General features: G+C 55.3%; 26 protein-coding genes and 1 pseudogene. 11 read left to right on the top strand and 16 right to left on the bottom strand.

Annotation, left to right across the window (positions count from 1 at the left end; all coding sequences use genetic code 11):
- Positions 1–9: 9 nt before the first annotated feature.
- From AAH450_RS15455 to AAH450_RS15435, 5 genes are all read right to left on the bottom strand, one after another.
- Positions 10–849: a carbohydrate ABC transporter permease gene (locus tag AAH450_RS15455; protein WP_342910992.1), complete on the bottom strand. Its 840-nt coding sequence runs from the start codon at positions 847–849 to the stop codon at positions 10–12.
- On the bottom strand, positions 839–1747 hold the full coding sequence (locus tag AAH450_RS15450) for a carbohydrate ABC transporter permease (RefSeq protein WP_342910991.1): 909 nt from the start codon (positions 1745–1747) through the stop codon (positions 839–841). Before AAH450_RS15450 ends, AAH450_RS15455 begins: the two co-directional genes overlap by 11 nt.
- 9 nt (positions 1748–1756) lie before the next feature.
- Positions 1757–3007 carry an extracellular solute-binding protein gene (locus AAH450_RS15445; RefSeq protein WP_342910990.1) on the bottom strand — a complete coding sequence of 417 codons (1251 nt, stop codon included), beginning with the start codon at positions 3005–3007 and terminating at the stop codon, positions 1757–1759.
- A 213-nt stretch (positions 3008–3220) separates the two neighbouring features.
- Positions 3221–4150, bottom strand: a complete 930-nt coding sequence (locus AAH450_RS15440; RefSeq protein ID WP_342910989.1) for an ROK family protein — start codon at positions 4148–4150, stop codon at positions 3221–3223.
- Positions 4147–5172 (bottom strand): SIS domain-containing protein, encoded by a 1026-nt coding sequence (locus AAH450_RS15435; RefSeq protein ID WP_342910988.1) that lies wholly within the window; start codon positions 5170–5172, stop codon positions 4147–4149. The genes AAH450_RS15440 and AAH450_RS15435 overlap by 4 nt, the downstream gene beginning before the upstream one ends.
- A 189-nt stretch (positions 5173–5361) precedes the next feature.
- Here AAH450_RS15435 and AAH450_RS15430 point away from each other — a divergent pair, with 189 nt between their 5' ends.
- On the top strand, positions 5362–6132 hold the full coding sequence (locus AAH450_RS15430) for a DeoR/GlpR family DNA-binding transcription regulator (protein ID WP_342910987.1): 771 nt from the start codon (positions 5362–5364) through the stop codon (positions 6130–6132).
- Between the two features lie 100 nt (positions 6133–6232).
- Positions 6233–8065 carry an ABC transporter ATP-binding protein gene (locus AAH450_RS15425; protein ID WP_342910986.1) on the top strand — a complete coding sequence of 611 codons (1833 nt, stop codon included), beginning with the start codon at positions 6233–6235 and terminating at the stop codon, positions 8063–8065.
- Positions 8066–8182: 117 nt separating this feature from the next.
- Here AAH450_RS15425 and AAH450_RS15420 read toward each other — a convergent pair whose 3' ends face one another.
- The 3 genes from AAH450_RS15420 to AAH450_RS15410 form a co-directional block, all read right to left on the bottom strand.
- Positions 8183–9316 carry a GNAT family N-acetyltransferase gene (locus AAH450_RS15420; RefSeq protein WP_342910985.1) on the bottom strand — a complete coding sequence of 378 codons (1134 nt, stop codon included), beginning with the start codon at positions 9314–9316 and terminating at the stop codon, positions 8183–8185.
- Positions 9317–9447: 131 nt separating this feature from the next.
- Positions 9448–10815 carry an MFS transporter gene (locus tag AAH450_RS15415; protein ID WP_342910984.1) on the bottom strand — a complete coding sequence of 456 codons (1368 nt, stop codon included), beginning with the start codon at positions 10813–10815 and terminating at the stop codon, positions 9448–9450.
- A gap of 329 nt (positions 10816–11144) precedes the next feature.
- The gene (locus AAH450_RS15410; RefSeq protein WP_342910983.1) at positions 11145–12044 is read right to left on the bottom strand and encodes a LysR family transcriptional regulator; all 900 of its coding nucleotides are present in this window, start codon (positions 12042–12044) and stop codon (positions 11145–11147) included.
- A gap of 213 nt (positions 12045–12257) precedes the next feature.
- Here AAH450_RS15410 and AAH450_RS15405 point away from each other — a divergent pair, with 213 nt between their 5' ends.
- The 5 genes from AAH450_RS15405 to AAH450_RS15385 all read left to right on the top strand — a co-directional run bounded on the left by AAH450_RS15405 (position 12258) and on the right by AAH450_RS15385 (position 15516).
- Positions 12258–12590, top strand: coding sequence for a helix-turn-helix domain-containing protein (locus tag AAH450_RS15405; protein WP_318789235.1), 333 nt, complete (start codon positions 12258–12260; stop codon positions 12588–12590).
- A 38-nt stretch (positions 12591–12628) separates the two neighbouring features.
- Entirely contained in the window at positions 12629–12877 is a 249-nt protein-coding gene (locus tag AAH450_RS15400; protein WP_342910982.1) for a hypothetical protein, read from the top strand.
- A gap of 94 nt (positions 12878–12971) precedes the next feature.
- Positions 12972–13478 (top strand): TIGR00645 family protein, encoded by a 507-nt coding sequence (locus AAH450_RS15395; RefSeq protein WP_342910981.1) that lies wholly within the window; start codon positions 12972–12974, stop codon positions 13476–13478.
- Between the two features lie 256 nt (positions 13479–13734).
- Positions 13735–14631 carry an alpha/beta hydrolase gene (locus tag AAH450_RS15390; protein WP_342910980.1) on the top strand — a complete coding sequence of 299 codons (897 nt, stop codon included), beginning with the start codon at positions 13735–13737 and terminating at the stop codon, positions 14629–14631.
- Between the two features lie 243 nt (positions 14632–14874).
- Positions 14875–15516 carry a hydrolase gene (locus tag AAH450_RS15385; RefSeq protein WP_342910979.1) on the top strand — a complete coding sequence of 214 codons (642 nt, stop codon included), beginning with the start codon at positions 14875–14877 and terminating at the stop codon, positions 15514–15516.
- 142 nt (positions 15517–15658) lie between these two features.
- On the opposite strand, the gene AAH450_RS15380 is transcribed toward AAH450_RS15385, so the two are convergent.
- On the bottom strand, positions 15659–16567 hold the full coding sequence (locus tag AAH450_RS15380; RefSeq protein WP_342910978.1) for a LysR family transcriptional regulator: 909 nt from the start codon (positions 16565–16567) through the stop codon (positions 15659–15661).
- A 169-nt stretch (positions 16568–16736) separates the two neighbouring features.
- On the opposite strand from AAH450_RS15380, the gene AAH450_RS15375 reads away from it, so the two are divergent.
- Complete coding sequence (locus AAH450_RS15375; RefSeq protein ID WP_342910977.1) at positions 16737–17294, top strand: putative antibiotic biosynthesis monooxygenase; 558 nt, start codon at positions 16737–16739, stop codon at positions 17292–17294.
- Here AAH450_RS15375 and AAH450_RS15370 read toward each other — a convergent pair.
- The 5 genes from AAH450_RS15370 to gorA form a co-directional block, all read right to left on the bottom strand.
- Positions 17285–18043, bottom strand: coding sequence for an iron ABC transporter ATP-binding protein (locus AAH450_RS15370; protein ID WP_342910976.1), 759 nt, complete (start codon positions 18041–18043; stop codon positions 17285–17287). The two genes, AAH450_RS15375 and AAH450_RS15370, sit on opposite strands and share 10 nt — an antisense overlap.
- Positions 18040–19035, bottom strand: coding sequence for an iron chelate uptake ABC transporter family permease subunit (locus AAH450_RS15365; RefSeq protein ID WP_342910975.1), 996 nt, complete (start codon positions 19033–19035; stop codon positions 18040–18042). Before AAH450_RS15365 ends, AAH450_RS15370 begins: the two co-directional genes overlap by 4 nt.
- On the bottom strand, positions 19025–19984 hold the full coding sequence (locus AAH450_RS15360) for an ABC transporter permease (RefSeq protein ID WP_342910974.1): 960 nt from the start codon (positions 19982–19984) through the stop codon (positions 19025–19027). The genes AAH450_RS15365 and AAH450_RS15360 overlap by 11 nt, the downstream gene beginning before the upstream one ends.
- 19 nt (positions 19985–20003) lie before the next feature.
- Positions 20004–20936 (bottom strand): siderophore ABC transporter substrate-binding protein, encoded by a 933-nt coding sequence (locus AAH450_RS15355; RefSeq protein WP_342910973.1) that lies wholly within the window; start codon positions 20934–20936, stop codon positions 20004–20006.
- A 288-nt stretch (positions 20937–21224) separates the two neighbouring features.
- Positions 21225–22577, bottom strand: coding sequence for a glutathione-disulfide reductase (gene gorA, locus AAH450_RS15350; protein WP_342910972.1), 1353 nt, complete (start codon positions 22575–22577; stop codon positions 21225–21227).
- 175 nt (positions 22578–22752) lie between these two features.
- Here gorA and rnz point away from each other — a divergent pair, with 175 nt between their 5' ends.
- Positions 22753–23667 carry a ribonuclease Z gene (gene rnz / locus AAH450_RS15345; protein ID WP_342910971.1) on the top strand — a complete coding sequence of 305 codons (915 nt, stop codon included), beginning with the start codon at positions 22753–22755 and terminating at the stop codon, positions 23665–23667.
- A gap of 80 nt (positions 23668–23747) precedes the next feature.
- Here the strand turns inward: rnz and AAH450_RS15340 are convergent, their stop codons facing one another.
- Positions 23748–24590, bottom strand: a complete 843-nt coding sequence (locus tag AAH450_RS15340; protein ID WP_318789248.1) for a 23S rRNA (adenine(2030)-N(6))-methyltransferase RlmJ — start codon at positions 24588–24590, stop codon at positions 23748–23750.
- Positions 24591–24792: 202 nt separating this feature from the next.
- Here AAH450_RS15340 and AAH450_RS21155 point away from each other — a divergent pair.
- Positions 24793–25023 (top strand): annotated as a pseudogene (locus tag AAH450_RS21155) (STM2901 family protein); the annotation flags it as partial.
- On the top strand, positions 25020–25328 hold the full coding sequence (locus tag AAH450_RS15335) for a DUF1493 family protein (protein ID WP_342910970.1): 309 nt from the start codon (positions 25020–25022) through the stop codon (positions 25326–25328). The pseudogene AAH450_RS21155 and the gene AAH450_RS15335, both read left to right, overlap by 4 nt.
- Before the next feature lie 118 nt (positions 25329–25446).
- Here the strand turns inward: AAH450_RS15335 and AAH450_RS15330 are convergent, their stop codons facing one another.
- Positions 25447–26271 carry a CPBP family intramembrane glutamic endopeptidase gene (locus AAH450_RS15330; protein WP_342910969.1) on the bottom strand — a complete coding sequence of 275 codons (825 nt, stop codon included), beginning with the start codon at positions 26269–26271 and terminating at the stop codon, positions 25447–25449.
- Positions 26272–26353 lie beyond the last annotated feature (82 nt).

The raw sequence follows: 26353 nt of genomic DNA, 5'->3' as shown, positions 1-26353 counted from the left end.
GAAGGGCCGTCAGCCTTTACTGCCGCCACTGGCCAGCCCGCTGACAAGGCTTTTTTGCAGCCAGATGGCGATAAACAGCGGCGGTACCGAAGCCAGAATGCCGACGGCGGCAATCAGGCCATCATCGGTCGCACGTCCGGCGGTAAACCCGGCAATGGTCACCGGAAGCGTCTGGGCGCTGATATTGCTGGTGAACAGCAGCGCATAAAAGAACTCATCCCATGCCAGTAGCCAGCCAAACAGCGCCGAAGCCCCCAGCACCGGTTTTGCCAGCGGCAGGGTGATCCGCAGCAGCACCTGCCAGAAACGCAACCCATCCAGCCTTGCGGCCTGCTCGATATCACGCGGGAGCGCATCAAACTGATTTTTCAGCATCCAGGTAAGGAAGGGCAAAATCAGCGAGCAGTAAACCAGCACCAGGCCGAGATGGGTATTCAGCAAACTGAGCTGTTGCAGCACAAAGTAGAGCGGCAGCACAAAGGCTACCGGCGGCACCATATAGATCGCCAGGCTGCCGAACAGCCAGCCGTCGCGGCCAGGATAGCGTGAAAAGCTGAAGGCGGCCGGAATAGCTAACAGCAGGGAGATCAGCGTGGCGCCGCAGGCTACCAGTACGCTGTTACCCAGCGCGTGCAGGAACAGGACGCCCGGCTGGCCCGGTTCCAGCGAGACCAGCGCGGCGTAACGGCTGAAGTCCCACTGACGCGGCAGCCACTCCAGCGGGATGCGGGTCAGGTCGTTATTTGAGCTGACGCTCATCAGAAACAGCCAGAACATCGGCCCCAGAATGCTGGCCGCCACCAGTAACGCGGCCAGATAACGTAGAATAATCCTGATATTACGCTTCATTAATTACGCTCCGGCGTCGCTGGCGATAGAGCATTGCCATATAGAGAGCAATCAGCACGCTGCACATCAGGGTCATCAGAATGGCGTAGGCGGCACCGCTGCCCGCGCGCAGATAGCTGAAGGATTCCTGATAGACAAAGAAGCTGAGCGTTTTGGTACTGTCCACCGGGCCGCCGCGCGTCATCACATAGATGATGTCGAAAATTTTGAAGGCATCGATGGTACGCAGCACCAGCGCCACGCTAAGCGGGCCGACAATGGCAGGAAAGGTAATTGCCCGAAATCGTCTGAAAGCAGAAGCGCCATCCAGCCGCGCGGCTTCAAACAGATCGTCCGGAATGGACTGCATCGCCGCCAGCGTTAAAAGCGTCACCAGCGGATAGTTTTTCCACACGTCGGCCAGCATCACCGCATTCAGCGCAGAGTCAGGCGACCCCAGCCAGCTGCGGTAGCCGTCAATCATCCCCCACTGCGTCAGCAGCGCGTTGATGCTGCCGTAATCAGGGTTGAAGTTGAGCCGCCACATCATGGCGTTAACGATGGTCGGCAGCGCCCAGGGCAAAATCACCAGCACGCGCAGCACGCTGCGACCGTAAAATTTCTGATTCAGCAGCAGCGCGACCAGCACCCCAATAATTCCCTCCAGCAGCACAGAGGCGACGGTGAAATAGAGCGTACGCCAGAGTGAAGCGAGGAAATCGGGATCGGTCAGGGCATAGAGATAATTCTCTATCCCCACATAATTCACCTCGCCGCCGTTGCCGATCAGCGCGGCATCGGTAAAGCTGAGCCAGATAGTACGCAGCAGGGGCCAGGCGGTCAGCAGCCCCATCACGATCAGCATGGGTGCCAGCAGCACCCATGCCTGACGTTGCTCACGTTGTGACAAACTGAGCATCGTTATTCCTTAGTGCAGACGTTGTGCGCTTTTGGTTACCGCTTGCATACCCGCTTCCGGCGTTACCTGACCCTGCAAGACCTGCTGAAGCTGTTGTTGCAGGGTGTTGGAGAGACGGGAGTAGTCGGCAGTAATCGGGCGCATCAGCATCACGTCCAGCGCTGGCTTCGCGGCCGCGATCAGCGGTTCCTGGCCTTTTTGCACGGCCGGGTCATCATAGGAAGATTTCCAGATCGGCAGGCTCAGACGGGCATATTTGTTCTGCACCGGCTGCGAGGTGAGATAGCGGATATACTCCCAGGACTCACTGGGATGGCTGCTGGCCTGCGTCACGCCCAACCCCATAGAGCCATTCATCGCCGCGACTGCGCCCGGCTTCTCGGAAGGTGCCGGGACAATGCCGACGTCACCGGCCACTTTGCTCTGTTTGGGATCGTTAGCCATGTTGTACATGTAGGTCCAGTTCAGGGCAAAGGCGGCATCGCCGTTAGAGAAGACCTTGCGCACATCCTCTTCCAGGTATTCACGGGAATTGGGATTGGTCACGCCTTTATCCAGTGTGGCTTTCATATAATTGACCGCTTTCACCGATCCGGCATCGCTGAAGTTCAGCTTGCCGTTTTGCCAGAACTGGCCGCCAAAGGCAGAGACCAGCGTGGTGTAGTCACATACCAGTGCTTCAGCCTGTGACCAGCTCCAGACCAGCGGATACTTCACAATGCCTTTCTCTTTCAGGATCTGCGACTGCTCCATCACCTGTTGCCAGGTTTCAGGCGGTTTGCTGATCCCTGCTTTGCTCAGCATCGCTTTGTTGTAGTAAAGGTATTTGGTGTCGAGGATCCACGGCATCCCCCACTGTTTGTTATTCCAGCTTACGGTGCTCCAGGCACCCTCAAAGACTTTGGCTTTTTCCTCCGGCGTAATGTTGCTGCTGATATCTTTCAGCATGTTGAATTTGCCAAATTCAGCAGGCCACATGTCGTCAAACAGCACCACATCGTAGCCGTTGCTGCCCGCACCACGCGCCGCGATGATTTTGTCATGCAGCGCTTCGTAGGGAACAAACTCCAGGTTGATGCTGACGTCGGGATGGGCTTTTTCAAAGTCACTGGTCATGGCGCGCACGTCGGTTTCGCTGTAGGCGGCCTGAGACATAAAGAGAGCGTTAATTTCTGTTTTTGCAGAAGCGATCCCGGAGGCGCTGAGAGCCAGCAGGGGAAGTAAATAACTGGTGATACGGGGGGTGAATCGACTCGTCATAAAAACTCTCCAATACGGTAAAGGAAAAGCGATGGGTCGTTATTTTTCACGTTCGGTAAAATGCCTGGCTCTCTGCACATCAGAAAGACCAGGACTTTATTACAGCCACTTTCTTATTTTATTCTTACGGTTAGCGGGTTTCCCTGACTGTTGGCCGATTCGCCGCTCCCGACGCGCCCGCCACGCGTCGGAAGAGAGTTAATGTTGTTATGGCTACGAGGCTTGCCTTAGCGTGGGCAGGATTGCCGCACCCAATGCGCCCGCCGCATCACCCAGAGAAGCGTAAGAAATATGCCGGTTGACGGCATAGCCATCCGCGCGATGAAGCGCCTGGTCAAGACCTGCCTGATAAAGAGGAAGCAGCAGAGCCGCACTTCCGCTTAACAGGGTGATATCGGGGCCGTAAAGCGTCAGCAGAGTATTTAAACCGCGCCCTACCGTCTGGCCATATTTATGCAGAATGGCAGCAACCCGTGCGTTCTCAGCGCTTAGCTCGGTTAATACCAGCACCGTGCGGGCATCCCAGGCCAGGTCAGGGATCTCCGCCAGCAGCGCCCGCTGTAACCAACTGCGCGAGGCCAGCATTTCCCAGCATCCCTGGAGGCCGCAGTAGCACATGACCGGGTCGCCAGAGACCGGAATATGTCCCGCTTCAGGGTGTCTGCCGTCGAAACTGCGCAGCGGCTCGCCTTTATCCAGCAGCGCGACGCCAATGCCGGTGCCCAGCGTGACCATCATCATGCGCTGGCTGCCACGGCCCGCGCCCAGATGGTATTCACCCAGCGCGGCCACTACCGCATCGTTATCAATGGCTACCGGAATTGCCAGCAGCTCGCGCAGTTGGGCCACCAGCGGGTAAAAGGAGAAACAGGCCAGCGTATCGTTGTTTTCAATGATTTCGGTCTGATTATTGACCGGGCCGCTGGCGCCGATGCCGACGCTTGCCAGCGACGATCCTGCTGGCAGCAGGGCACACACCTTGTCTGCCAGCGCTTTGGCGCGCAGCCCCTGGGGCTGCGTGGCAAACCAGGCTGTTGGGATCGTTTCTGACACCACTTCCTTTTCACCCTCCAGCAACACAATGCGGGTGCCGGTGCCACCCATATCAATACCAGCGCGAAGAGGAAGCCTGTTTGTTGTCATATTTTTACCGTGATCTTTTTGCCGTAGAGGAATTCCCCTGGCACCATGCCATTACCTCTGGCCAGCGTAACGGTAAGATGCTGAACCCAGAGCATAGCGCAGAGCAGGCGGGTCAGCGGAGTGTCCCCTGGCGCTTCCCACCGCTGGCTGTTGGCGTAAGCCTGTGGCCCTACGGTAACCACTTCCGTGCCATTCTTCTCTAAGTCGGCTGCCAGCGTTTGCAGCGTGGCATCGCCGCCATCGCCGAACAGCAGGGCCAGCATACCTTCCCCAGAGGTTTCCATCGGGCCATGACGGAATTCGCCACCAACAAAGCCTTCCGCACTCACTTTCGACGCTTCTTTGATGATCAGCGCACCCGTTAAGGCTGTCGCGGCATCCGCGCCCATGCCAATCAGCGCCACACGAGGTTTTGCATGGCTGAATAAACGGTCGGTAACGATTTGCACCGGCGAACGATTCTGAATAATTTCCGCCACTTTCGGTAGCACCGCACGGACATCCTCTAAAAGCGGTTGTTCGTCGCGCCCGGTCAGGGCGTAAAGCGTGCGGTAGCTGGCAACCAGGGTATTGAGATAACTTTTGGCGCTGACAGTAGCCTCTTCGCCACTTTTTAACTCCACCACAATGTCTGCTTTTTTAGCCAGCACGCTCTGGGGATCGTTAGTTACGCCAATCAGCGTTTTAGCTGCCGGCAGGGTTTCCAGCACCGCCACCACTTCACCGCTCATACCGGACTGAGAAGTGATCCATAAAAGCGTCCCCGGCGTGATCAGGTCAGGCATATCAAGTAAGCGGCCCGCATCTGTACGCCATACCGGGAACCCTGAGGCGATCAGCTCCCGCTCGATGGGGATCAGCGCGTAATCGGACGATCCCATTCCCGTCAGTACGATACGATCGTACTGACCGAGATCCAGCGAGCGCAGTTCGCCCGGCAGGGCGTAGTTAAGCTGGTCTGTCAGGGCATTAACCTGCTGCCCCAGCTCTTTTTCATAGTCGCTAACGTACAGTGCCGACATAGGCCTCTTCTCTTAGAAATGAATAATCCTGATGACTTTAAACATATCTGCACGAATTCGTGCGGTCAAGCTGCTAATTTGTGCAATTTGATTAATTTTACCGCGTGTGACAGGGTTCTCAGGTGACAGATTGCACGTTGTAAGCCAATATATGCATGAAAGTGTGCAAAAGAGAAAAAAGGAGCAGGGATGACAGCGGCACAACGCAGAGCACAGATTGTTGAAATGATTGCCGAACGTGGCTACCTGAATGCGGGCGAGCTTTCAGAAATTTTTGGCGTGGACAGCTCAACCATACGCCGGGATCTCTCCCTGCTGCAAAAAACCGGCAAGGTAATGCGCACGCACGGCGGATTATTACCGGTTGAATCAGAAAACGGTCGGGATACCCCCTTCAACGAGCGGCTGCTGATGAACGCCACGGCGAAAACGGCCATTGCCCGGTATGCTGCCAGCCTGGTGCAGGATGGACAATCGCTGATCCTCGATAACGGTTCTTCAGTCTATGCGCTGGCACTGGCGCTCAGAGAGAAGAAAAACCTGACGGTCGTGACCAACGATATTTATACGGCGATGGCGCTTGGTAGCCATCCCGGCATTACCGTGCATGTGGCTGGCGGACTGATGCTGGAGAGCGTCTATACGCTGGTAGGGCAGGAGACGGTGGATAAAATCAACAGCATCCACGTTGACTGGGCGTTTCTCGGCTCTGAAGGCGTGCATTTTGACAGCGGCATCACCAACATCAATACGATTGAAATTCCGGTTAAGCAGGCGATGATCCGTGCGGCGGAGAACACCGTAGTGCTGGCCGACAGTTCCAAAATTGGCTATCGCGCGCTGGCGCCTGTCTGTGCGTTAAGCGATGTCAGCCAGATTATCACCGAAGCGTCGCCCACCCTGAAACAGCGGGCAAAGTACGGCTCCCGCCTGGTGGTGGTGCCGATGGAAGAGGCGTGACTTTTCCCAGGCGTGGCGCCTGTTAAAAGGCACTCAGTGCCGCAAATTACCCCGGATATGCACTAAAATCAGTTCTTTTAGCCGTAAAAGTGAGCCTGTAATGCTGTTTCGCCGCTTTGAGAAACTGATCGATATTTTCCAGGAGGCGCCCAGCGCCACGCCGCCCGACAGCGTCTGGGCCTTCTACCTTTACTACCTTCGCCAGGTGTGGCAAAGCTTTGCCATGCTGCTGGTGGTGGGGCTGATTGGCTCGTTAATTGAGGTGGCGCTGTTTCGCTATCTCAGCACCATCATCGATATGGTTAACAGCACGCCCGCTGCCACCTTTTTCAGCGATCATTCCACTGAATTAATCTGGATGGTGGTGGTGGCGCTGGTGCTGAGGCCGATCTTTATCGGCCTGCACGATCTGCTGGTCCACCAGACCATCAACCCCGGCATGACCAGTATGATCCGCTGGCAAAATCACAATTACGTGCTGCGCCAGAGCCTGAACTTCTTCCAGAATGATTTCGCCGGACGCATCGCCCAGCGCATTATGCAAACCGGTAACGCTCTGCGGGATTCTGCGGTGCAGGCGGTAGATGCCCTCTGGCACGTGCTGATTTATGCGATCACCGCGCTGGTACTGTTTGCGGAAGCGGACTGGCGGCTGATGGTGCCGCTGCTGATCTGGATTGCTGGCTATATCCTCAGCCTGCGTTATTTTGTGCCGCGCGTAAAATCCCGGTCGGTGGCTTCCAGCGATGCCCGCTCAAAACTCATGGGCACCATTGTGGATGGTTACACCAATATCACCACCCTCAAACTGTTTGCACACAGCGATCTGGAACGCGCATACGCCCGTGAAGCCATTGGTGACCAGACCGAGAAAACCCGCCAGCAGGGCAGGATGGTAACCAATATGGACGTGGTGGTTACCACGCTGAATGGTCTGCTGATTGTCAGCACTACCGGCCTGGCATTATGGCTCTGGACACACTCATTAATCAGCGTGGGGGCGATTGCCCTGGCTACCGGACTGGTGATCCGTATCGTCAATATGTCCGGCTGGATCATGTGGGTGGTTAACGGCATTTTCGAGAACATCGGTATGGTGCAGGATGGCTTGCAGACAATAGCTCAGCCCGTCAGCGTCACGGATAAACCCAAAGCGCCAGCGCTTAAGGTACACAGTGGTGAGATCCGTTACGACCACGTTAATTTTAACTACGGTGGCGATCGTCGGGTAATTGATGACCTGCAACTCACCATTCGGCCAGGCGAGAAAATTGGTCTGATTGGCCCTTCAGGGGCAGGGAAGTCCACGCTGGTCAACCTGCTGCTGCGTTTATACGACCTGGACGGCGGGCGAATCGTGATTGACGGACAGGACATTTCGCGGGTCAGCCAGGAAAGCCTGCGCGCGCAGATTGGCATGATTACTCAGGATACTTCTCTGCTGCATCGCTCCATCCGCGACAACCTGCTCTATGGTCGCCCTCACGCCACAGAAGCGCAGCTTGAACGCGCTATTCATCAGGCCAAAGCTGACGAGTTTATTCCTTTGCTTTCAGATCCGCAGGGCCGTTACGGGCTGGATGCACACGTGGGTGAGCGCGGGGTTAAACTTTCCGGCGGGCAGCGTCAGCGCATCGCCATCGCCAGGGTGCTGCTGAAAGATGCGCCGATCCTGATTATGGATGAAGCCACGTCGGCGCTGGACTCCGAAGTGGAAGCGGCTATTCAGGAGAGTCTGGAAACGCTAATGGGCGGTAAAACGGTTATCGCCATCGCGCACCGTCTGTCGACCATTGCCAAAATGGACCGCCTGGTGGTACTGGAAAAAGGCCGCATTGCCGAGATGGGCAGCCACCGCGAACTGCTGGAGAAAGGGGGATTATATGCCCGTCTCTGGGCGCACCAGACCGGCGGCTTTGTGGGCGAGGATTAATCAGAATGGCCATGCTGATGCAGGGCCATTGCTGGCGACAAGGGGCTTTACCTCAGCGCTACGAATAGTTTTGTCTGCGCGGCTCTCACGCGCAGCCGCTTACTCTGCCCGATATTTTCAGTTCACTTCCGTCTGGCGACGATAAGGTAAGGCTTCACGTGCCTCTTCTGCCCAGGCCCTGACTCCGGCACGTTCCTGTTGCAGAAAATCCGCTACGGCTTCATGCAGCCCCTGATGGCGGAGGTAGTGCCAGGATTCGGTGATCACCGGTTCAAAGCCGCGGATCAACTTATGCTCCCCTTGCGCTCCGGCATCAAACCGCTGGAGGCCCTGCGAAATGGCATAATCCATACCCTGGTAAAAACAGGTTTCAAAATGCAGGCGATTAAATTCTTCCAGACAGCCCCAGTAGCGGCCATACAGCGTGGTCCCGTCGAGCAGGCTGAAAGCCATTGCTGCTGCCAGCCCGTTTTGCGTGGCGAAAACAACCCGAATGGCCTGCGGCATTCTCTCTGCCAGCAGACTGAAAAAGGCCCGTGTCAGATAGGGCCGCTGGCCGCGCACCGCGTAGGTGTTTGCATAGCAGGCATAGACAAAGTCCCAGTGGGATTCGCTGAGCTGGCTACCCGTCAGCCACTCAAACTCAAACCCCTGGCTGGCAACCAGCTCCCGCTCTTTGCGGATCTGCTTGCGCTTGCGCGACATCAGCGTGTCCAGGAAGTCCTGAAAATCGCGGTAGCCGGGATTGTGCCAGTGGTACTGACAGCCAAGCCGGGGAAGCCACTGCGCCTTTTCTGCCAGCAGCTCGCGCGTTTGCCTGTTGCCGAAATTGATATGCGCGCTGTGCAACTGACGCTGGCGCAAAAAGTCGGGTATGGCTTCCAGCAGCTGGCGGCCCGCTTCGGCCTCTCCCAGCAGCCTGGCGCCGGTAACCGGACTGAAGGGCACGGCAGCAAGCCACTTAGGGTAGTAAGGTAAACCGGCGCGCTCGCAGGCCTCTGCCCAGGCGTGATCGAAAACGTATTCCCCTCTGGAGTGCGATTTGCGGTAGCCGGGCAGCGCCGCCCGCACTTCCCCCTTTTCTCTCCACAGCAGATGTTCAGGCTGCCAGCCGCTGCCTTTGCCCAGACAGCCGCTCTCTTCCAGAGTGCTGAGAAAGGCATGGCTGATAAACGGCTGGTCGTCTGGCGTCAGGGCATCCCACTGACTGGCGGGAAAATCGGCCAGCTGCGTCAGAAGGGTAAGAGACATAAAAGCACTCCGTGGAGATTGTACGTACGGGAGTCCGTACCGGAAGCCCTAAGGTGAAGGTTTTCAGCGCGAAGATCAACGGCTGATAACGCCATCGCACGCGGCGCTAAACCCGTGCGATGGCAGGACGCTTAGCGTACGCCATCCGTCAGCGTATAACGCTGACTCTCCTCTGGCGTTTCACCGCCTACGCGGACAATTGGCCCCATAATAAACAGGAAGCAGATCGCCGCGACGATGCAATGCGCGCCAACAAAGATCAGCCCCACGCTGTAGCTACCGGTAAGCGCAACCAGATAACCAAACATAACAGGCGTGACGATGCCGGCAATGTTGCCCACGCAGTTAAAGATAGCGCCCGCCAGGCCAACGGCCTCCTTCGGCGCGGTATCACTGATGATCGCCCAGGTGCCCGCACCCGCCGCAATGCCTTTGCCATAGAAAGCAAAAGACATAATGGCAATCACCCAGAAATTGCTGTTGGCACCGGCAGCAGCTATCAGCGTGGCGGCCATCAGCATACCGACGATATAGGGCGTTTTACGCGCCCAGGAGACCGACCAGCCGGTGCGGATCAGGTAGTCGGAGATAATGCCGCCCGAAATCCCTCCCGCAAAACCAAACAGCGCAGGTGCAATGGTGGCAAAGCCGGCATGAAGAATATCCATCCCCCGCGCCTGCACCAGATAGATAGGGAACCAGGTAATAAAGAAATAGCTCAGCGCGATAGTGCAATATTGCCCGATATAAGCGCACCAGAGCATCCGGTTGGTGAGTAACTTAAGGAAGGTTGCCCGTGAAACCCGGTTTTTATCTTTTCTCGCCTCGGTGGAATCGATATCAATCAGCCCACCGCCCTCAACAATATAGTTCAGCTCCTGTGGAGAGACGCGAGGGTGCAGACGTGGCTCTTTCATATACCAGAGCCAGGCAAAGAGGGCGGCCAGACCGATGGCGCCCAGCACAAAAAAGGGCCAGGGCCAGCCGAACTCAGAAACCAGCCAGCCGGAAAGCGGAGAGAAAATGGCAACGGCAAAATATTGTGAAGAGGCGAAAAGGGAGGAGGCGCGGCCCCGCTCAGCTTTGGGAAACCACATAATGGCCACGCGGGCATTTGCCGGGAAGCTGGGTGCTTCAATCAGCCCCAGGGCAAAGCGCAGGCTGAACATGATAATTAAGGCACTGGTGAGGCCATTGGCAAATTCCCCCACAAAGCCCATCGCCAGCGTGGAGAGGGACCATAACACCAGGGTGACGCCATACACCTTTTTAGTGCCGAAGCGGTCCAGAAATAAGCCGCCGGGGATCTGTCCAATCACATAGGCCCAGCTAAAGGCGGAGAGCACAAACCCCAACTGAATGGGCGAGAGGCCGAATTCATCTTTAATCGCCCCGCCCGCTATCGACAGAATAGATCTGTCCGCATAGGCAATAACCGACAGGAATAATATCAACATTAATATCCAGACGCGGACATGCGACCCATTTTTAACCGTCATAGTGATGACCCTTTTATTTATTATCGCCGGGGCAGATGAAGTGATTCAGGCCTTAGCATTAGCCGGTTATTCAGGCGGGCAGGAGAGTGTAGGGTGCCTCTGCTAATGCGTGTTCAGTCAACTATAGGAGTGCCCTGGCGGGCTGGTCATTGGGCTTATGTCGAAATAAGCGCGGAAATTCAGGGTATAAATCAGCCAGAGTCACAGCCTGGCATGAGGCGGTTCACATTCCTGCAACTGTCGGGATGGCGCGCAAAAAGGCTTTGCAGGAATGTGCTCTCTGTCGAGGATTCTCTTACCAGACTTATCTATGGCAGGCGCTGATCCGCTCAGGGATCCATCATGCTGGGGCCGGTCTCTTTAAGGAAATTATAAAACCAGGTTTTAGCGGTGATATCGCCAATTTCGGTGTGCGCATAGACAAAAACCTCTTGGTTGGGTACCTGAAACGGCAGCTCAAGCAGGCGACCATTGCCGCGGCGCAGGTAGATTTTGGCGGCCAGCGAGGGAAGGGTAACCAGCAGTTCACTGGAGGCGATAAGTTCGCCTAACGCCGCAAAATGGGGGACTTCCAGCGCGATGTCCCGCTCCAGACCATACTCTTTCAGCCGATCTTCCACGCTGTGATGACCGCTGGTGGCAGCGACAATGATGTGCTGCTCCTGCATATATTCATCCAGCGAGAGGGTTGCGCCAATCCGGGGATGGTTGCTGTTCAGCAGGCAGACGTAGCGCTCGTATAAAATCAGCTCACGCTGCGCGGAAGAGACGGTCTCATTACGGTTGCAGATAGCGGCATCAATCTTGCCGGTCAGCAGCCAGTCGTTGAGTCTCAGCGTATCTACCGCAATTACCTCCAGCTGGATCGAGGGCGCGACGGCGCGCAGCGCAGCAACCAGCCTGGGCAATATCAACAGCTCGCCTAAATCTGAAAGCGCCAGGCGGAATTTATGCCGTGAGGTCGCAGGGATAAAGGTTTGCGTGTCGGCCACGGCTTTTTCAATGCCGGTCAGCGATTTTTTAAAGACTTTATAGAGCTGGACGGCCGTTGGCGTAGGTTCCATACCGGTACGGCTGCGCTTGAAAAGCTCATCATTGGTAGCATTTCTCAGGCGGGATAACGCATAGCTGGCGGAAGGCTGGGTAATAAACAGCCGTTCCGCGGCACCGCTTACGCTGCGTGTTTCATAGATAGCCGTAAAGACGCGAACAAGGTTAAGATCCATCATAATAATGGCCTATAGAGGTTATCTATTAAGGGAGATTTAAAATATCTATTTGAACTATTTTATTCTTCTTTATAACATTCGCACCATCTTCTTTTGATATGTTGCAGTATTTTTTGCATATCTCTAGTTTTTCCAATAAAAAACATAAACTTATAAAATTCATCGCGCATGTGGCGACGGCTTCGTGCAGGCTGTTGTCAGGGGAGAAGAGAAGTGAAAGGCGAAATCGTAGAGGTTATTATCGACTGGATTGAACAACATCTGGACGATGGATTAAATATTGAAGCGGTAGCGGCACGTTCAGGTTACTCAAAATGGCACCTGCAACGCGCTTTCAAAGAGAAGAAAGGCATGACGCTTGGCACCTTTATCCGTTGCCGCAGGCTGGATGAAGCGGCAAAAAGCCTGGTCAGCTCCCATAAAACCATTATGACCATTTCGATGGATCTCGGTTTTTCCTCTCAGCAATGTTTTCAGCGCGTCTTTAAAAAGCATTTTAACGTTACGCCAAGAGATTACCGCAACCAGCATCGTGAATGGCACTGATCCAGGCCAACCCTTTTCCTTTATAAATTGATATATCCATGAAAAAACAGACATTGTTGCTTATTACTCTGGTGATGAGCAGCCCGGTTTTTGCCGCTACCGCTGCGCTGCATGCGCCCGTTAAGATTATCCCGTGCGATCCTGGCAGCTGCTTTACTGAAACCGGATCGGGCTATGACCTGACTCAGGGGGTAGCCGGTTACGATCGTCAGGTTCAGCGGGTCATGAAGCAGGTTAATGAAGTCGGATCGGCTAACGCTGTGAATTTATCGGCACGGAGCCGCTAACGTAAAATCTCTTAAATTCAGGCCGGCCCTGCTGGCGTATTGCCATACTTCCTAAGTTATACTGTCGTTCGTGTTGAATTGCTTACGGAAAGCTATGGAACGTTTTGCTGAAAATCTCATTTATGCTTCTCGCTGGCTGCTGGCACCCATCTATATCGGGCTTTCTTTAGGGCTGCTGGCGCTGGCGATTAAGTTCTTCCAGGAAGTTTTTCACCTGCTGCCTGACGTGCTGGCCATGGCGGAGAACGATCTGGTACTGGTTTTACTGTCGATGATCGACCTGACGCTGGTGGGTGGGCTGTTGGTGATGGTGATGCTCTCTGGCTACGAGAACTTTGTCTCAAAGCTCGATATTGACGACCATAAAGAAAAGCTCAGCTGGCTGGGCAAAATGGACTCCGGCTCGCTGAAAAATAAAGTGGCCGCCTCAATTGTCGCTATCTCTTCCATCCACCTGCTTCGGGTGTTTATGGATGCTAAAAATATCCCTGATAATAAACTGATGTGGTATGTGATCATTCACCTGACGTTTGTGCTCTCCGCCTTTGTTATGGGCTATCTCGACAGCCTGTCACGCAAAGATAAAGCCAACAGCCACTGATCCCTCTCTGCCCGGCTGACACGGGCAGAGGACTTATTTTTTCGGTCAGATCACATTTTTGCTTGCATCCGACCGGCCAGATCGCATAAAAAGCGGTGAAGAGCCGTTACCTCATGCCGATATAAACAGAGATTCCCGATAACACTCCTTTTCCATCCGGTGAAATGGCGATTGTCGCTTTTTTGCTGGCACCTTCATTGCATGAGTTTTTCACAGAACGTAATGGGTCTCTGTTTATTGAGGACGGATATGCCAGATGATTAGTCGTCGTCGGTTGATACTGGGCACCGGCGCCACTTTACTTGCCATGACCACCGGAAAACTGTTTGCCAGAGAAGACATTATTCCGCTCTGGCAGGAGGACCCACCGGGCGGCGGTGGACCGAGCGGAAACCTGCGGGTTTCTGCCAATGGCTCATGGTCGAATATTGTCAGCCCGGCAATCCAGCGTTTCCAGCCGGAAAACCCTAACGGGTCGGCCGTGCTGATTGCGGCGGGTGGCGGCTATCGCTGGATTGGCATGGGCGGCGAAGCCTGGCCCGTCGCGCGCTGGCTGAACGCCCGTGGTTATACGGCCTATGTCCTCAGCTATCGTCTGCCGCACGAGAAGTGGCATGCCGCAAGTCTGGCGCCGCTACAGGACGCGCAGCGTGCTATCCGTCTGGTTCGCTCAATGGAAAGAAAGGTGCATCTGCTGGGCTTCTCGGCGGGTGGTCACCTCTTTGGTATGGCGGCTGCCCGTCCAGATTTTGTGACTTATGAACCTCAGGATGCGCTGGATCAGGTGGTTCCTGTGGCTGACAGCGTCGGGCTAATCTATCCCGTGATCACGCTGGAGGCTCCCTATACACATACCATGACGCACCAGCAGCTGGTCGGGAAAAATGCCTCTGCGAATCAGGAGGCGAACTGGTCAGTAGAAAATTACGTGACCCGGCACTTCCCGCCAACGTTTCTTGCTCAGGCGGAAGACGATCCGATTTCCAATCCTCACAACACAGTGATCATGCATGATACCTGCCGCAGAATGGGCGTGCCGGTGGAGCAGATCAACATCACCCGTGGCGGACATGGCTTCGGGTTAGGCAAAGCGGGCACGCCAGCCGCCCTGTGGGATGAAGCCTACGCCATCTGGCTGGATGCCCGCAGATAACGCCGCAACGCGCCTCTTTCCCCCGCCATAGTCAGGAATTTTTGATAACTTGTTAAAGGTTTTTTATCAAGTTATGCCACTGATCCTGCTCGCTATTTGCCGTTTCCACTCTGTCAAAAATTTCTCAACAAGTTGCCAAATTCTTTCCGCTATCAGCCCGGTATGGCCTGCCGTATTGTGAGTTCCAACAGCACAACGCAACGACATTACGTCACCCACACTACGCTTTGAGAGGATTTTAAAATGTCTACACTCGACCTGCTTGACCCACAGAACTCCACGCTGATTTTCATCGACCATCAGCCGCAGATGTCTTTCGGCGTAGCCAACATCGACCGCCAGCAGCTTAAAAATAACACCGTGGCCCTGGCCAAAGCGGGCAAAGTTTTTAACGTGCCGGTGATTTACACCTCGGTAGAAACAGAGAGTTTCAGCGGTTTTATCTGGCCCGAACTGCTGGCGGTGCACCCTCAGGTGAAGCCGATTGAACGCACCTCCATGAACTCATGGGAAGACGCGGCTTTTGTTGAAGCAGTAAAAGCGACCGGCCGCAAAAAGCTGATTATCTCTGCACTCTGGACGGAAGTTTGTCTGACCTTCCCGGCGCTGATGGCGCTGAAAGAGGGCTTTGAAGTCTATGTGGTAACGGATACTTCCGGCGGCACCAGCGTGGATGCGCATGAGCGTTCTGTTGACCGCATGGTACAGGCTGGTGCAGTGCCGGTGACCTGGCAGCAGGTCTTGCTGGAGTACCAGCGTGACTGGTCGCGTAAAGAGACCTACGATGCGGTGATGGATCTGGTGCGCGAACACAGCGGTGCCTACGGCATGGGTGTGGATTATGCCTACACCATGGTGCATAACGCGCCCGCCCGTCTGAAATAGGGCCAGAGCAGGCCGTCTGACGTTTGGCGGCCAGGCTCATATTGCGGAAAGGCATCACTCTCTGCTGCCCATCCTGGCGCGGCCAGTGAGGGATAAAACGGGGGAACCTGCCCTTGTCGGGAGAGATAGCGGGTTCGCTGCGTTAGTCGGTGCAGTAAACGCTGCTCAGCCCGTCAAAATGTTGCAGATTCTCCCGCCACCACAGGGCAGCATTGCCGGTGGCGTTTTCATTCCACGCCAGGTAAGCCCTGTCGCGTCGCGTTTCACTCTCCAGCCTGCGTTCCACCAGCATACCGCTGGCGAGGTGGGGTTCAGCCAGGTAGCGAGGCAGATAGCCGCATCCCAGTCCGGCGAGCTGGGCCTGCACCTTTGCACCGAAATCATGCACGCTGAGGATCTTCTGCTCATCCAGCACGCGTAAATCCGTCCCGGCTGTGTGTCGGGAAGTATCGCGCACCACGACCGCACGGTACTGACGAACCTGATCGCGCAGTAACGGCTCGGGCAGCTTTGCCAGGGGGTGCTCAGGCGCAACGGCAAAGAGATATTCCAGCCAGCCAATCGGCACGCAGTCGATACCGCTGCGGGTAGCTGGTTCCTGCACGGCACCAAACACGATATCCGCATCGCCATAGCTCAGCGCTTCCCAGCAGCCTGCCAGCACGTCCTGGCGAAACAGCAGCTGCGTATGCTGGTGCTCCTGATAAAAGCGATCCACCAGCGGCGTCAGCAGCGCAAACGGCACCGAGGCGTCCACGCTTATCGTGAGTTTGCTCTCCCAGCCGCTTTCCACATACTGTGCCTGCTGCTCAAGCTCACTGACCGCGCGTAATAACACCCGCCCTTTTTCCAGCATCAGTCGCCCTGTGGGCGTGAAGGTGGCCCGGTGACCAGAGCGATCTAACAGTTTGATATTGAGATCGCTCTCCATCTTCTGCACGGTATAGCTCAGGGCAGAAGCGGTTTTAAACAGCCTGGCGGCGGCAGCGGCGAAGGTGCCATGGCGATCGAGGGCATCCAGAATCAGCAGCGCTTCAAGGTTCAGTCTCATGGCCTTTATCAATCCCAAAATTTGTTGAACAACAACCCAAAATCTTTCCGTTATCAACCACCGGTGCTATTTCGTATTGTTTCCCTACGCAACGCAACCCCTAAATGGCCGGCGCGAAGGAATTCAGCCCTCTTCCCTGGCCCGGCGGATTTCAGTGAAGGAGATAACGGTGGATTACCCTCATCAACCCGAGCATGTCACCCTGGTGATCACGCACAGCGTGCTGGCAGATAAACAGCAAGAGTATGAGCGCTGGCTGGAGGCTATTATGCCGGAAGCCGCGCTCTCCCTCGGCCATCTTGGGGTGAACGTGCTTCGTCCGGTACATGGCGAAATGACCTATACGGTGCTGATCCGTTTCGATAACCTGGTGAATCTTTATCACTGGATAAAATCGGATCGGCGCAAAGCCAGGATAGCAGAGCTGGCCCCGCTGCTCAGCGCTCAGGAGCATATTGAACTGCGTCCCGGTGCGGCATTCTGGTTTACGCCGACGAGCGCTGCTCATCCTGCTCCGGCGCGGTGGAAGCAGTTTCTGGTAACGCTGGCGGTGATTTACCCTTCCACCAACCTGGTTCCCTGGTTCTGGGGGCTGCTCCTGCCTGCCGCGAAAGGAACGCACTGGGGTCATCTTCTTAACGATGCTTCAGTGGTGGCTTTGGTGGTCTTTTTGTGGATGCCGACAGTGACGCGTCTGCTTAAAAACTGGCTCAGCCCTCAACGGTAATATATCGCCACGGGCTGGCCCCGGATCTGCTCAATAGTGACTTCAGTATCGAAAATATCGCCGAGCACCGCAGAGGTCATGATCGCCTGCGGCGTGCCGCGATAAAGGATCCGGCCCTGTTTCATCGCAATAATATGGTCTGAATAGGCCGAGGCAAAATTGATATCGTGGATCACCAGAACGATGGTTTTCTTCAGCTCATCCACAGCACGTCTGAGCTGTTTCATCATCGCCACGCTGTGCCGGATATCCAGATTATTTAACGGCTCATCCAGCAGCACATATTGGGTATTCTGACAGAGCACCATCGCGACATACGCCCGCTGCCGCTGTCCACCAGAGAGTTCATCAAGATAGCGTGCCTTCAGCGGCATCAGATCCAGAAAGAGTAAGGCGGCGTCAATATGCTCACGATCCTCTTGCGTCAGCCGTCCCTGCGACCAGGGATAGCGTCCAAAGCTCACCAGGTCATACAGGGTCAGACGGCCGGTAAAATGATTCTCCTGGCGAAGAACAGAGAGCACCTTTGCCAGCTGCCTGCCTGAGGTGCGCTGCACATCCAGACCCTTTACCGAAACGCTACCCGCCTCCGGCAGAAGCAAACGGCTCATCACTGCCAGCAGCGTTGATTTCCCTGCGCCATTTGCGCCAATAATTGAAGTCAGCCCGCCCTCCGGCAGAGATTCACTGATAGTGTCCAGCACCGTAGTTTGCTGATATTTTTTTACGACACCGTTTATTTCGATCACTTGGTTGTCTTCCTGATCAACAGATAAAGGAACAGCGCGCCGCCAGCGAACTCAATGACCACAGAGAGCGTGCCCGCCCTGTTCAGCAGACGCTCCAGCACCAGCTGACCGCCGACAAGCGTGATGATACCTGTCAGGATCACGCCAGGCAGAAGATACTGGTGACGGTGCGAACCGATAATCTGGTAACTGAGGTTTGCCACCAGCAGCCCCAGAAACGTCAGCGGCCCCACCAGCACGGTGGAGACTGCCACCAGCAGGGAAACCAGCAGCAGCACGGTCATCACCTTTTGCTGATAAGCCACGCCAAGATTAACAGCCGCCTCCCGACCCAGCGCCAGCACATCCAGCAGATGCCGCATACGCCAGATAACCACGGCGGCCAGCAGCACAATTACCGCAGAGAGAGCAATAATTTCCGGCGCGGCGCGGGTAAAGGTGGCAAACACCCGCCCCTGCAACACCGCAAATTCACCCGGTGCCAGCAGACGTTGCATCAGGCCAGAGAGGCTGCGGAACAGCGTGCCAAACACCAGGCCCACCAGCAAAACCTTATGTAAATCAACACCTCTTCCAGCCAGCAGCCAGCGGTAGAGCATCACTGAAAACAGCAGCAGCAGCGACGTTTCACAAAGAAATTTACCAACGGTTCCCAGCACCCTGAAGCCATCCGCATCGATAAAAAAGATCAGTGCGGTCTGAATCAGGATAAACAGCGCTTCCAGGCCCATAATGGAGGGCGTCAGGATGCGATTACTGGTGATGGTCTGGAACAACAGCGTGCCGGTGCCAGCCGCGAAGGCTACCAGCAGCATGGTGGCCAGAATCAGGCCACGGTGAACAAGGATATAGCGCAGATTGCCGTGCAGATTCACCGTCATAAACAGCACTATCGCCGCAAGCGCCAGGGCGCCAAGCAGCAGCAGACGTTGTTGGGGAGAAGGCTTCCTGGTTGCGGGCAACGGCGCGGATAAAGAGGTATCAGCCTGCATGTTGCGGCCTCATTGTCAGCAGCCAGAGAAACACCAGCGCCCCGATCACGCCAAGAATGACGCTGACCGGCATCTCGAACGGCCAGACAATCAGCCGCCCGACGATGTCGCACAGCACCACCAGCCCGCCGCCGCATAAGGCGACCCAGGGCAGGGTTCTGCGCAGGTTATCGCCCATCGCCAGGCTGATAATATTGGGCACAATCAGCCCGATGAACGGCAGCACGCCAATCACCACCACCACTACGCCGCTGATGACAGAAACAATCGCCATGCCGGTCAGCAAAATAGAGTGATAGTTCAGGCCAACGTTGACGGAAAACTCCCGTCCCATTCCTGCCACGGTGAACCTGTCGGCAATCAGCATCGCGACCAGGGTCAGTGCGCCAACCAGCCAGAGAAGTTCATAACGCCCCTGAAGCACGCCGGAGAAATCACCCGACTCCCAGCCACCCAGCGATTGCAGAAGGTCAGACTCCATCGCCAGGAAGGTGGTTACCGAACTGAAAATGGCACCAAGCATGATGCCGGTCAGCGGCACCATCAGCGGGGTTTTGATACGCATCCGTTGCAGCAGCGTCATAAACAACGCCGTTCCGCCCATGGCAAACAGCACCGCAATCACCATTTTTGTCAGCACGGAGGCGGCGGGATCCACGATCATCACCAGCAGCAGGCCCAGACTGGCCGACTGCGTAGTGCCCGCTATTGAGGGTTCCACAAAGCGGTTCTGCGTCAGCATCTGCATAATCAGCCCCGCCACGCTCATCGCGCTGCCTGCCAGCAGCAGCGCCAGCGTGCGGGGTACGCGGCTGAGCAGAAAGATGTCGCGCATATCTTCATCGTGCCAGATCCCGCTCCAGCTCATCGGGCCTGCGCCCACCAACAGGCTCCAGGCCATCAGGCCCAGCAGGGCTGCCAGCCCGGCCACAAAAGTCAGGTTTTTCATCTGTGGAAAAGGCCTTGCGTTAATCCAGCGCGGTACTGATAGTCTCCATCAGCTGGCTGTAGCTTTGCAGACCGCCAGCGATATAGAGCGAAGCAGAGTCAAGGTAGACAATATGCTGATGCTGCCATGCGTTGGTTTTGCGGATCAGCGGGTTATCCAGCACCTGCTGTGCAGACTGCCCCTCTTTGCGGCCAATGGCGTTATCGCGATCCAGCACAAAAAGCCATTCAGGATTGGTTTGCAGGATAAACTCCGGGGAGACGACGTTACCGTGGCGGCCGGTTTGCCTGAAGCTGGTAGCAGGCGCAAACCCTAAAGCGTCATAGATAAAGCCAAAGCGGGAACCGGGCGTATAGGCCGACATTTTCCCGCCGTTGATCATAATAACCATGGCAGTGCCCGCCTGCGCAGACTTCGCTTTGATAGCGGCAATCTTCGCATCAAAGTCTGCCAGCAGCGTTTTTGCCTGCTCCTGCTTACCAAAAATGGCAGCCAGCTGCTCTGTGCGTTGCGTCAGGCTGGCAACAAAATGCTGCGGGTCCGTATCAAGCGCGATGGTGGGCGCGATTTCGCTAAGCTTGTCATACGCATCGCGGGCGCGGCCGCCGGCGATAATCAGATCCGGTCTGGCGTTCACCAGCGCCTCATAATCAGGTTCAAACAGGGTGCCTGCATTCAGGTACTCGTCGCCCTGATATTTCGCCAGAAAGGGGGGAAGGTGGGCGCTGTTTTTGGGGACGCCCGCTACCGGGATCTTCAGCGCATCGGCATTATCCAGCGTTGCCGGGTTAAGAATAATGACCTTTTTCGGGTTGAGCGGCACCTGCGTTGTCCCTTGTGCATGCTCCACTGTTATCGTTTCTGTTTTTTCAGCCGCTAAAGCGGGCTGAAAAGATCCCATCGCTAATCCTGTTACCACCAGTAATGATGCCAGCGCTGAACGAATTTTCATTTTCTCTCCTGAAAGTGAAAGGGGGTCAATTATTGAATGCTAATGATTCGTATTTCAATTCGTGTCAATAATACGCGAACGAAGCGGGGAATAAACAGGGTTTTTGTATAGGATTGTCAGGGCACTGGGCTGTAACAGGCGGAAGAGTATGCAGCACGGCCCCTGCGATTTACCCCACAGCCTGTAAAATTTTCTCTCCACAGCCAATGAAAAAGCGAGATCCGTCTGTGGAAAAAGCGCATAAAAAAAGCCAGCATTCGCTGGCTTTTTCTTTTGGTGCTTAGCGCCTTAGCGCATGGTAACGAACTCTTCAGAACCGGTCGGATGAATAGCGACGGTGTTGTCGAAGTCTTTCTTGGTTGCGCCCATCTTCAGCGCCACGGCGAAGCCCTGTAGCATCTCATCCATGCCGTAACCGATACCGTGAATACCGACAATTTTTTCATCTTTGCCCACGCAAACCAGCTTCATACGGCACGGCTGGCGGTGCTGGGTAACCGCGGTGTACATGGCGGTGAAAGCGGATTTATAGACTTTCACTTCGTCATCACCATATTTTGCACGCGCTTCCGGCTCGCTCAGACCCACGGTGCCGATTGGCGGGTGGCTGAAGACCACCGTTGGCACGTTGCTGTAATCCAGATGCTCTTCCGGCTTGTTGTTAAACAGACGCTCAGAGAGACGACGCCCTGCGGCAACGGCTACCGGCGTCAGCTCAACCGCACCGGTATTGTCGCCCACGGCATAGATGCCCGGAACGCTGGTGTTCTGGTATTTATCGACGCTGATGTAACCTTTTTCGTTCAGCTTCACGCCGGTGACATCCAGGTTCAGGTTATCAGTCATTGGCTCACGACCAATGGCCCAGACCAGGCAGTCAACCGTCTGATCCTTGCCGTTGGCCAGTTTCAGCGTCAGGCTGCCGTCACCATTTTTGATCACCGCCTCAGGAACAGAGTCAGTGTGCAGCTCCGGCCCTTCAGCGTTCATCACTTCCACCAGCGTTTCAACAATCAGCGGATCGAAAGTACGCAGCGGCGCATGCTTGCGCACAAACAGGTGCGTTTCTGAACCCAGCGCGTTAACCACGCCTGCGATTTCAACCGCGATATAGCCAGCGCCCACAACAGCGGTACGTTTTGGCAGGGCATCCAGCTCAAAGAAGCCGTCAGAATCGATACCGTATTCCGCACCGGGGATTGACGGATGGCTTGGACGGCCGCCGGTGGCGATCAGGATATGGTCGGCAGTGATTTTTTCGCCGTTCACTTCTACGGTATGCGCATCCACAAAGCGTGCGTAACCTTTGATTACGTCAACATTGTTTTTACCCAGTACGTTATCGTATGAGGTATGAATACGATCGATATAGGCGGTGCGGTTTTTCACCAGCGTGCCCCAGTTGAAGCTGTTGACGGTGGTATCGAAACCATAGTCAGGGCCATACTGGTGAATAGCTTCAGCGATTTGCGCCGCGTGCCACATCACTTTCTTCGGAACGCAGCCGACGTTCACGCAGGTACCGCCAAGATCTTTCGCTTCGATCAACGCACATTTCTGTCCGTACATAGCCGCACGGTTAATAGAGGCGATGCCGCCGCTGCCGCCGCCAATGGCAAGATAGTCATAATGTCTGGTCATCGGGAATTCCAAAGTTAGTGAAATGAATTGGCAGTAGTGTAACGCCACTCGGTTAAATGCCGCAAAGTTTGCATCTATGATTGTAATAGGGCGGGGGCAACGAAAAGCGCAATAATCCTGATTTACTGCGATCCCCCTCACTTTTTTAACGGCTACAAGGGCTGAGAGAAACCGGATGGAACTGCTATTTTTAGGAACCGGCGCGGGTACGCCCAGCCGCCAGCGCAACGTCACCAGCATTGCGCTGAATCTGCATGGCGTGCGCAGCAGATGCTGGCTGTTTGACTGCGGAGAAGGGACACAGCATCAGATGATGCGCTCCAGTGTGAAGAGCGGCAAAATCGAAAAGATTTTTATTACTCATCTGCACGGGGACCACATCTTTGGTCTGCCGGGGCTGCTGACCAGCCGATCGATGAACGGCATCAGCGATACCATGACAATATACGGGCCAAAAGGTATCAGGTCTTTTGTCGAAACCACCCTGAGCCTGAGCGGCTCCTGGCTCACCTTTCCACTGGAGATTGTGGAGATAGAGGCGGGGGAAGTGTTCAATGACGAGCATTTTCGCGTCACGGCTTATCCGCTGACGCATCCGGTAGAGTGCTACGGCTTTCGTATCGAAGAACATGATAAGCCCGGCGCGCTGGATGCCGAAAGGCTTCTTGCCGACGGAATAAAGCCCGGCGCGCTGTTTCAGCAGCTCAAACTGGGTAAAACGGTGACGATGGAAGATGGACGGGTGGTGGAGGGAAAAGCCTATCTTGGCCCCGCCACCAAAGGCGTGACGCTGGCCATCTTCGGCGATACCAGCCCTACGCCTGCGGCCAGCGAACTGGCCGCAGGGGCGGATGTGATGGTGCATGAAGCCACGCTGGAAGCGGCGATGGAGGAGAAAGCCAACGGGCGAGGGCACTCTTCTACCGTACAGGCAGCGATGGCCGCAAAACAGGCGGGGGCAAAAAGGCTGATTGTCACGCATCTCAGTTCGCGTTATCTGCGGGAGGATTCGGAAAGATTGCTGGCAGAATGTCGGGAGATTTTCCCGAATACCGAGATGGCACATGATTTCTCGGTATTCAGGCTGTAGCAGAGTGGGGATGGCGCTGTATTTCTCCAGCGCTTAATCAGGCACCCTTCTGCTGTTTAATGCAGCAAGGATGCGGCCGATTATTCCGGCACAATCCAGCTGACTTTGGTGTGGCCGGTTCCTGCGGGAACCAGATGCTTCAGCAGCCATGGCAGCACGTTGTTCATCTGCTGCTCCAGCTTCCACGGCGGGTTGATCACAATCATGCCTGAGGCGGTCATGCCGAAGCGGTCGCTGTCCGGGCGGACGCCCAGCTCGATCTGCAAAATGCGACGGATGCCGGAAGCTTCAAGCTCTTTGGTAATGCGCTTGATCTGCTGACGCAGGACCACCGGATACCACAGCGCAAACACGCCGGTGCCGAAACGTTTGTACCCTTCCAGCAGCCCGGTTACCACGGCCTGATAATCCGATTTCAGCTCGTAGGGGGGATCGATCAGAACCAGACCACGGCGCGACGGCGGCGGCAATTTCGATTTCAGCTGCTGGAAGCCGTCCGCTTTCTCGGTGCGGGCGCGTTCATCCTTCTGGAACTCATTGCGCAACATCGGGTAGTCGCTGGGATGCAGTTCCGTCAGGTTCAGCTTGTCATAAGGGCGCAGCAGGTGACGCGCAATCAGCGGCGAACCAGGGTAATAACGCAGCTTGCCGTTCGGGTTCAGCGCCTTGATGCAGGAGATATAGCTCTCCAGCTCTTCTGGCAGGTCATCCTGTTGCCAGATGCGGGCGATCCCTTCCAGATATTCACCTGTCCGCTCGGCGTGCTCGCCGCTCAGCTGATAGCGCCCGGCCCCGGCATGGGTATCCAGATAGAGGTAGGGTTTATCCTTCTCATTAAGCGCAGTGATGATCAGGCTCTGAACGGTATGCTTGAGAACGTCGGCATGGTTGCCGGCATGAAAACTGTGGCGGTAACTGAGCATTATTAAATATCCTGTTGAATATAATAAGGTTTTAATTGATGGTAAATCAATTTTTTACAATTATTACCTCACGGATTACCCACAGAACGACGCACAGCAACGGATGCAGGAAAAAGCATGAGAATCTTTTGGAGCAGGGGATTATATCAGGGATAGTTGCCAGATGGGCCGAAAGCATGTGAACAAATCAACGCTTTTAGCCGTTTATGCCCGCCGCTACCTTGAGATAAAATGGTCTTTTCGGCTTCCTGCCTTCACAAATGCCAGCCTTCGGTATTTGAAGCCAATGTGGGTAAACAAATTGGGCAAGTTTGCAGGCCGCGCGGTGCCGGTAGTGGGCTGGATTCTTCTCGCCCATGACGTTGCGACTATCGCTTATAAAACCATCTGCCATTATAACAAAATAGCCAGAGGGAACGATAAAATAGGGTGACCGACGAAGAGGTATTAAGCTTTTTCCGCAGGGAGCTTTCGCTGATGACCACGCTGGCAATGAAACCGATCCCCATTGAGCTGGACACGCCATTGCAGGGATACGCGGCGGCTGATGAGCTGGGTGATGCAATAGAAAAATATGATGAGGTGTTTGGGGTTGATGTGTCAGAGTTGGATATGGCTCACTACTCCCCCTGGAAGCTCAAATGGTTTACTGAAAAGCCGCTACCGCAGACTAAGAAACCTCTCACTGTTCGGATGTTTGCAGAATCGGCTCGCGCTGGCCACTGGCTTTATGATTAAGGGGCTTACGCCCCTGTTACTTGTTCAGGTCAACCTACAGCATGTTCATTCCATATCATGTGTTTGCCACCCCAACCCACGCTAACCATTATCGCAAGCCCCGGATCTGCTAATGCTCTTACCCTGGCTGGTGTTGCCAGACCGGATAGGTGAAGAACAGCAGATGCAGCAGATTAAAGGCGAAATGCACCAGCGTGGAGACCCACACTCTGCCGCTCCAGAGCCAGGCCAGGCCGTAGATAAGGCCGGTCAGCGTGGCAAAGAACACCAGCAGCGGCCCGCCAGCAAGATGCGCCAGACCAAATATGACCGCTGCAATCAACAAGCCCCAGAGATTGCCGAGCTTCTGGCTGACGCGCTGCTGAAGATAGCCGCGAAACAGCGCTTCCTCTGCAAATGAGACAAAGAACAGGTTTGCCAGCATAAAAGCGCCAAGCCATTCAGGCTGATGCAGCTCCACACGCAGGCCGCCTGCCAGCGTGGCAACCAGCAGCAGAAGCGGCATAGAGAGTATCAGCACCAGCCACCACAGCCGGTTTTTTGGCCCCACAGCCGGACGTTTCAACAGCGTGGGCAGGCAGGCCAGCAACACAAAGGGGATCAGGGCCTTATCGAAATTGTAGTAAAAGCTGAAAGGAGCACTTTCCGGCCCGGCTTTAATCGCGCTGATAATCTTCAGGTTATTAAAGCCCGGAATGAAATGCAGCATCAGCGCCACGGCGCAGAGCAGCAGCAGCGCTTCGCCAGCGAGAGCCGTGGTGCCCCGCTCTTTTATTTTCGTTTGCCAGAGCGCGACAGCCCCAATACCAACCAGGGCGGCGATGGCCTGCCACTGGAGCGTTTCATCAATCGCCGCCAGAACCAGCGCTATGGCCAGCAACCCCAGCGAAGCCCGTCGGTGGAAAGAAAGCAGTAGCAGTGAGGCAGCAAGGAGATACCACATAACAACACTCCGTTTGAGTAAGCAAAAAAACCGGCAAAATTATGCGGTGACGGACCAGGGCAGGCAACTGCGAACCGGTGAA

This window comes from Erwinia magellanica, from assembly GCF_039023495.1.
In the GTDB taxonomy this organism is placed as follows: domain Bacteria; phylum Pseudomonadota; class Gammaproteobacteria; order Enterobacterales; family Enterobacteriaceae; genus Erwinia.
This window is presented reverse-complemented; position numbering and strand designations above follow the sequence as displayed.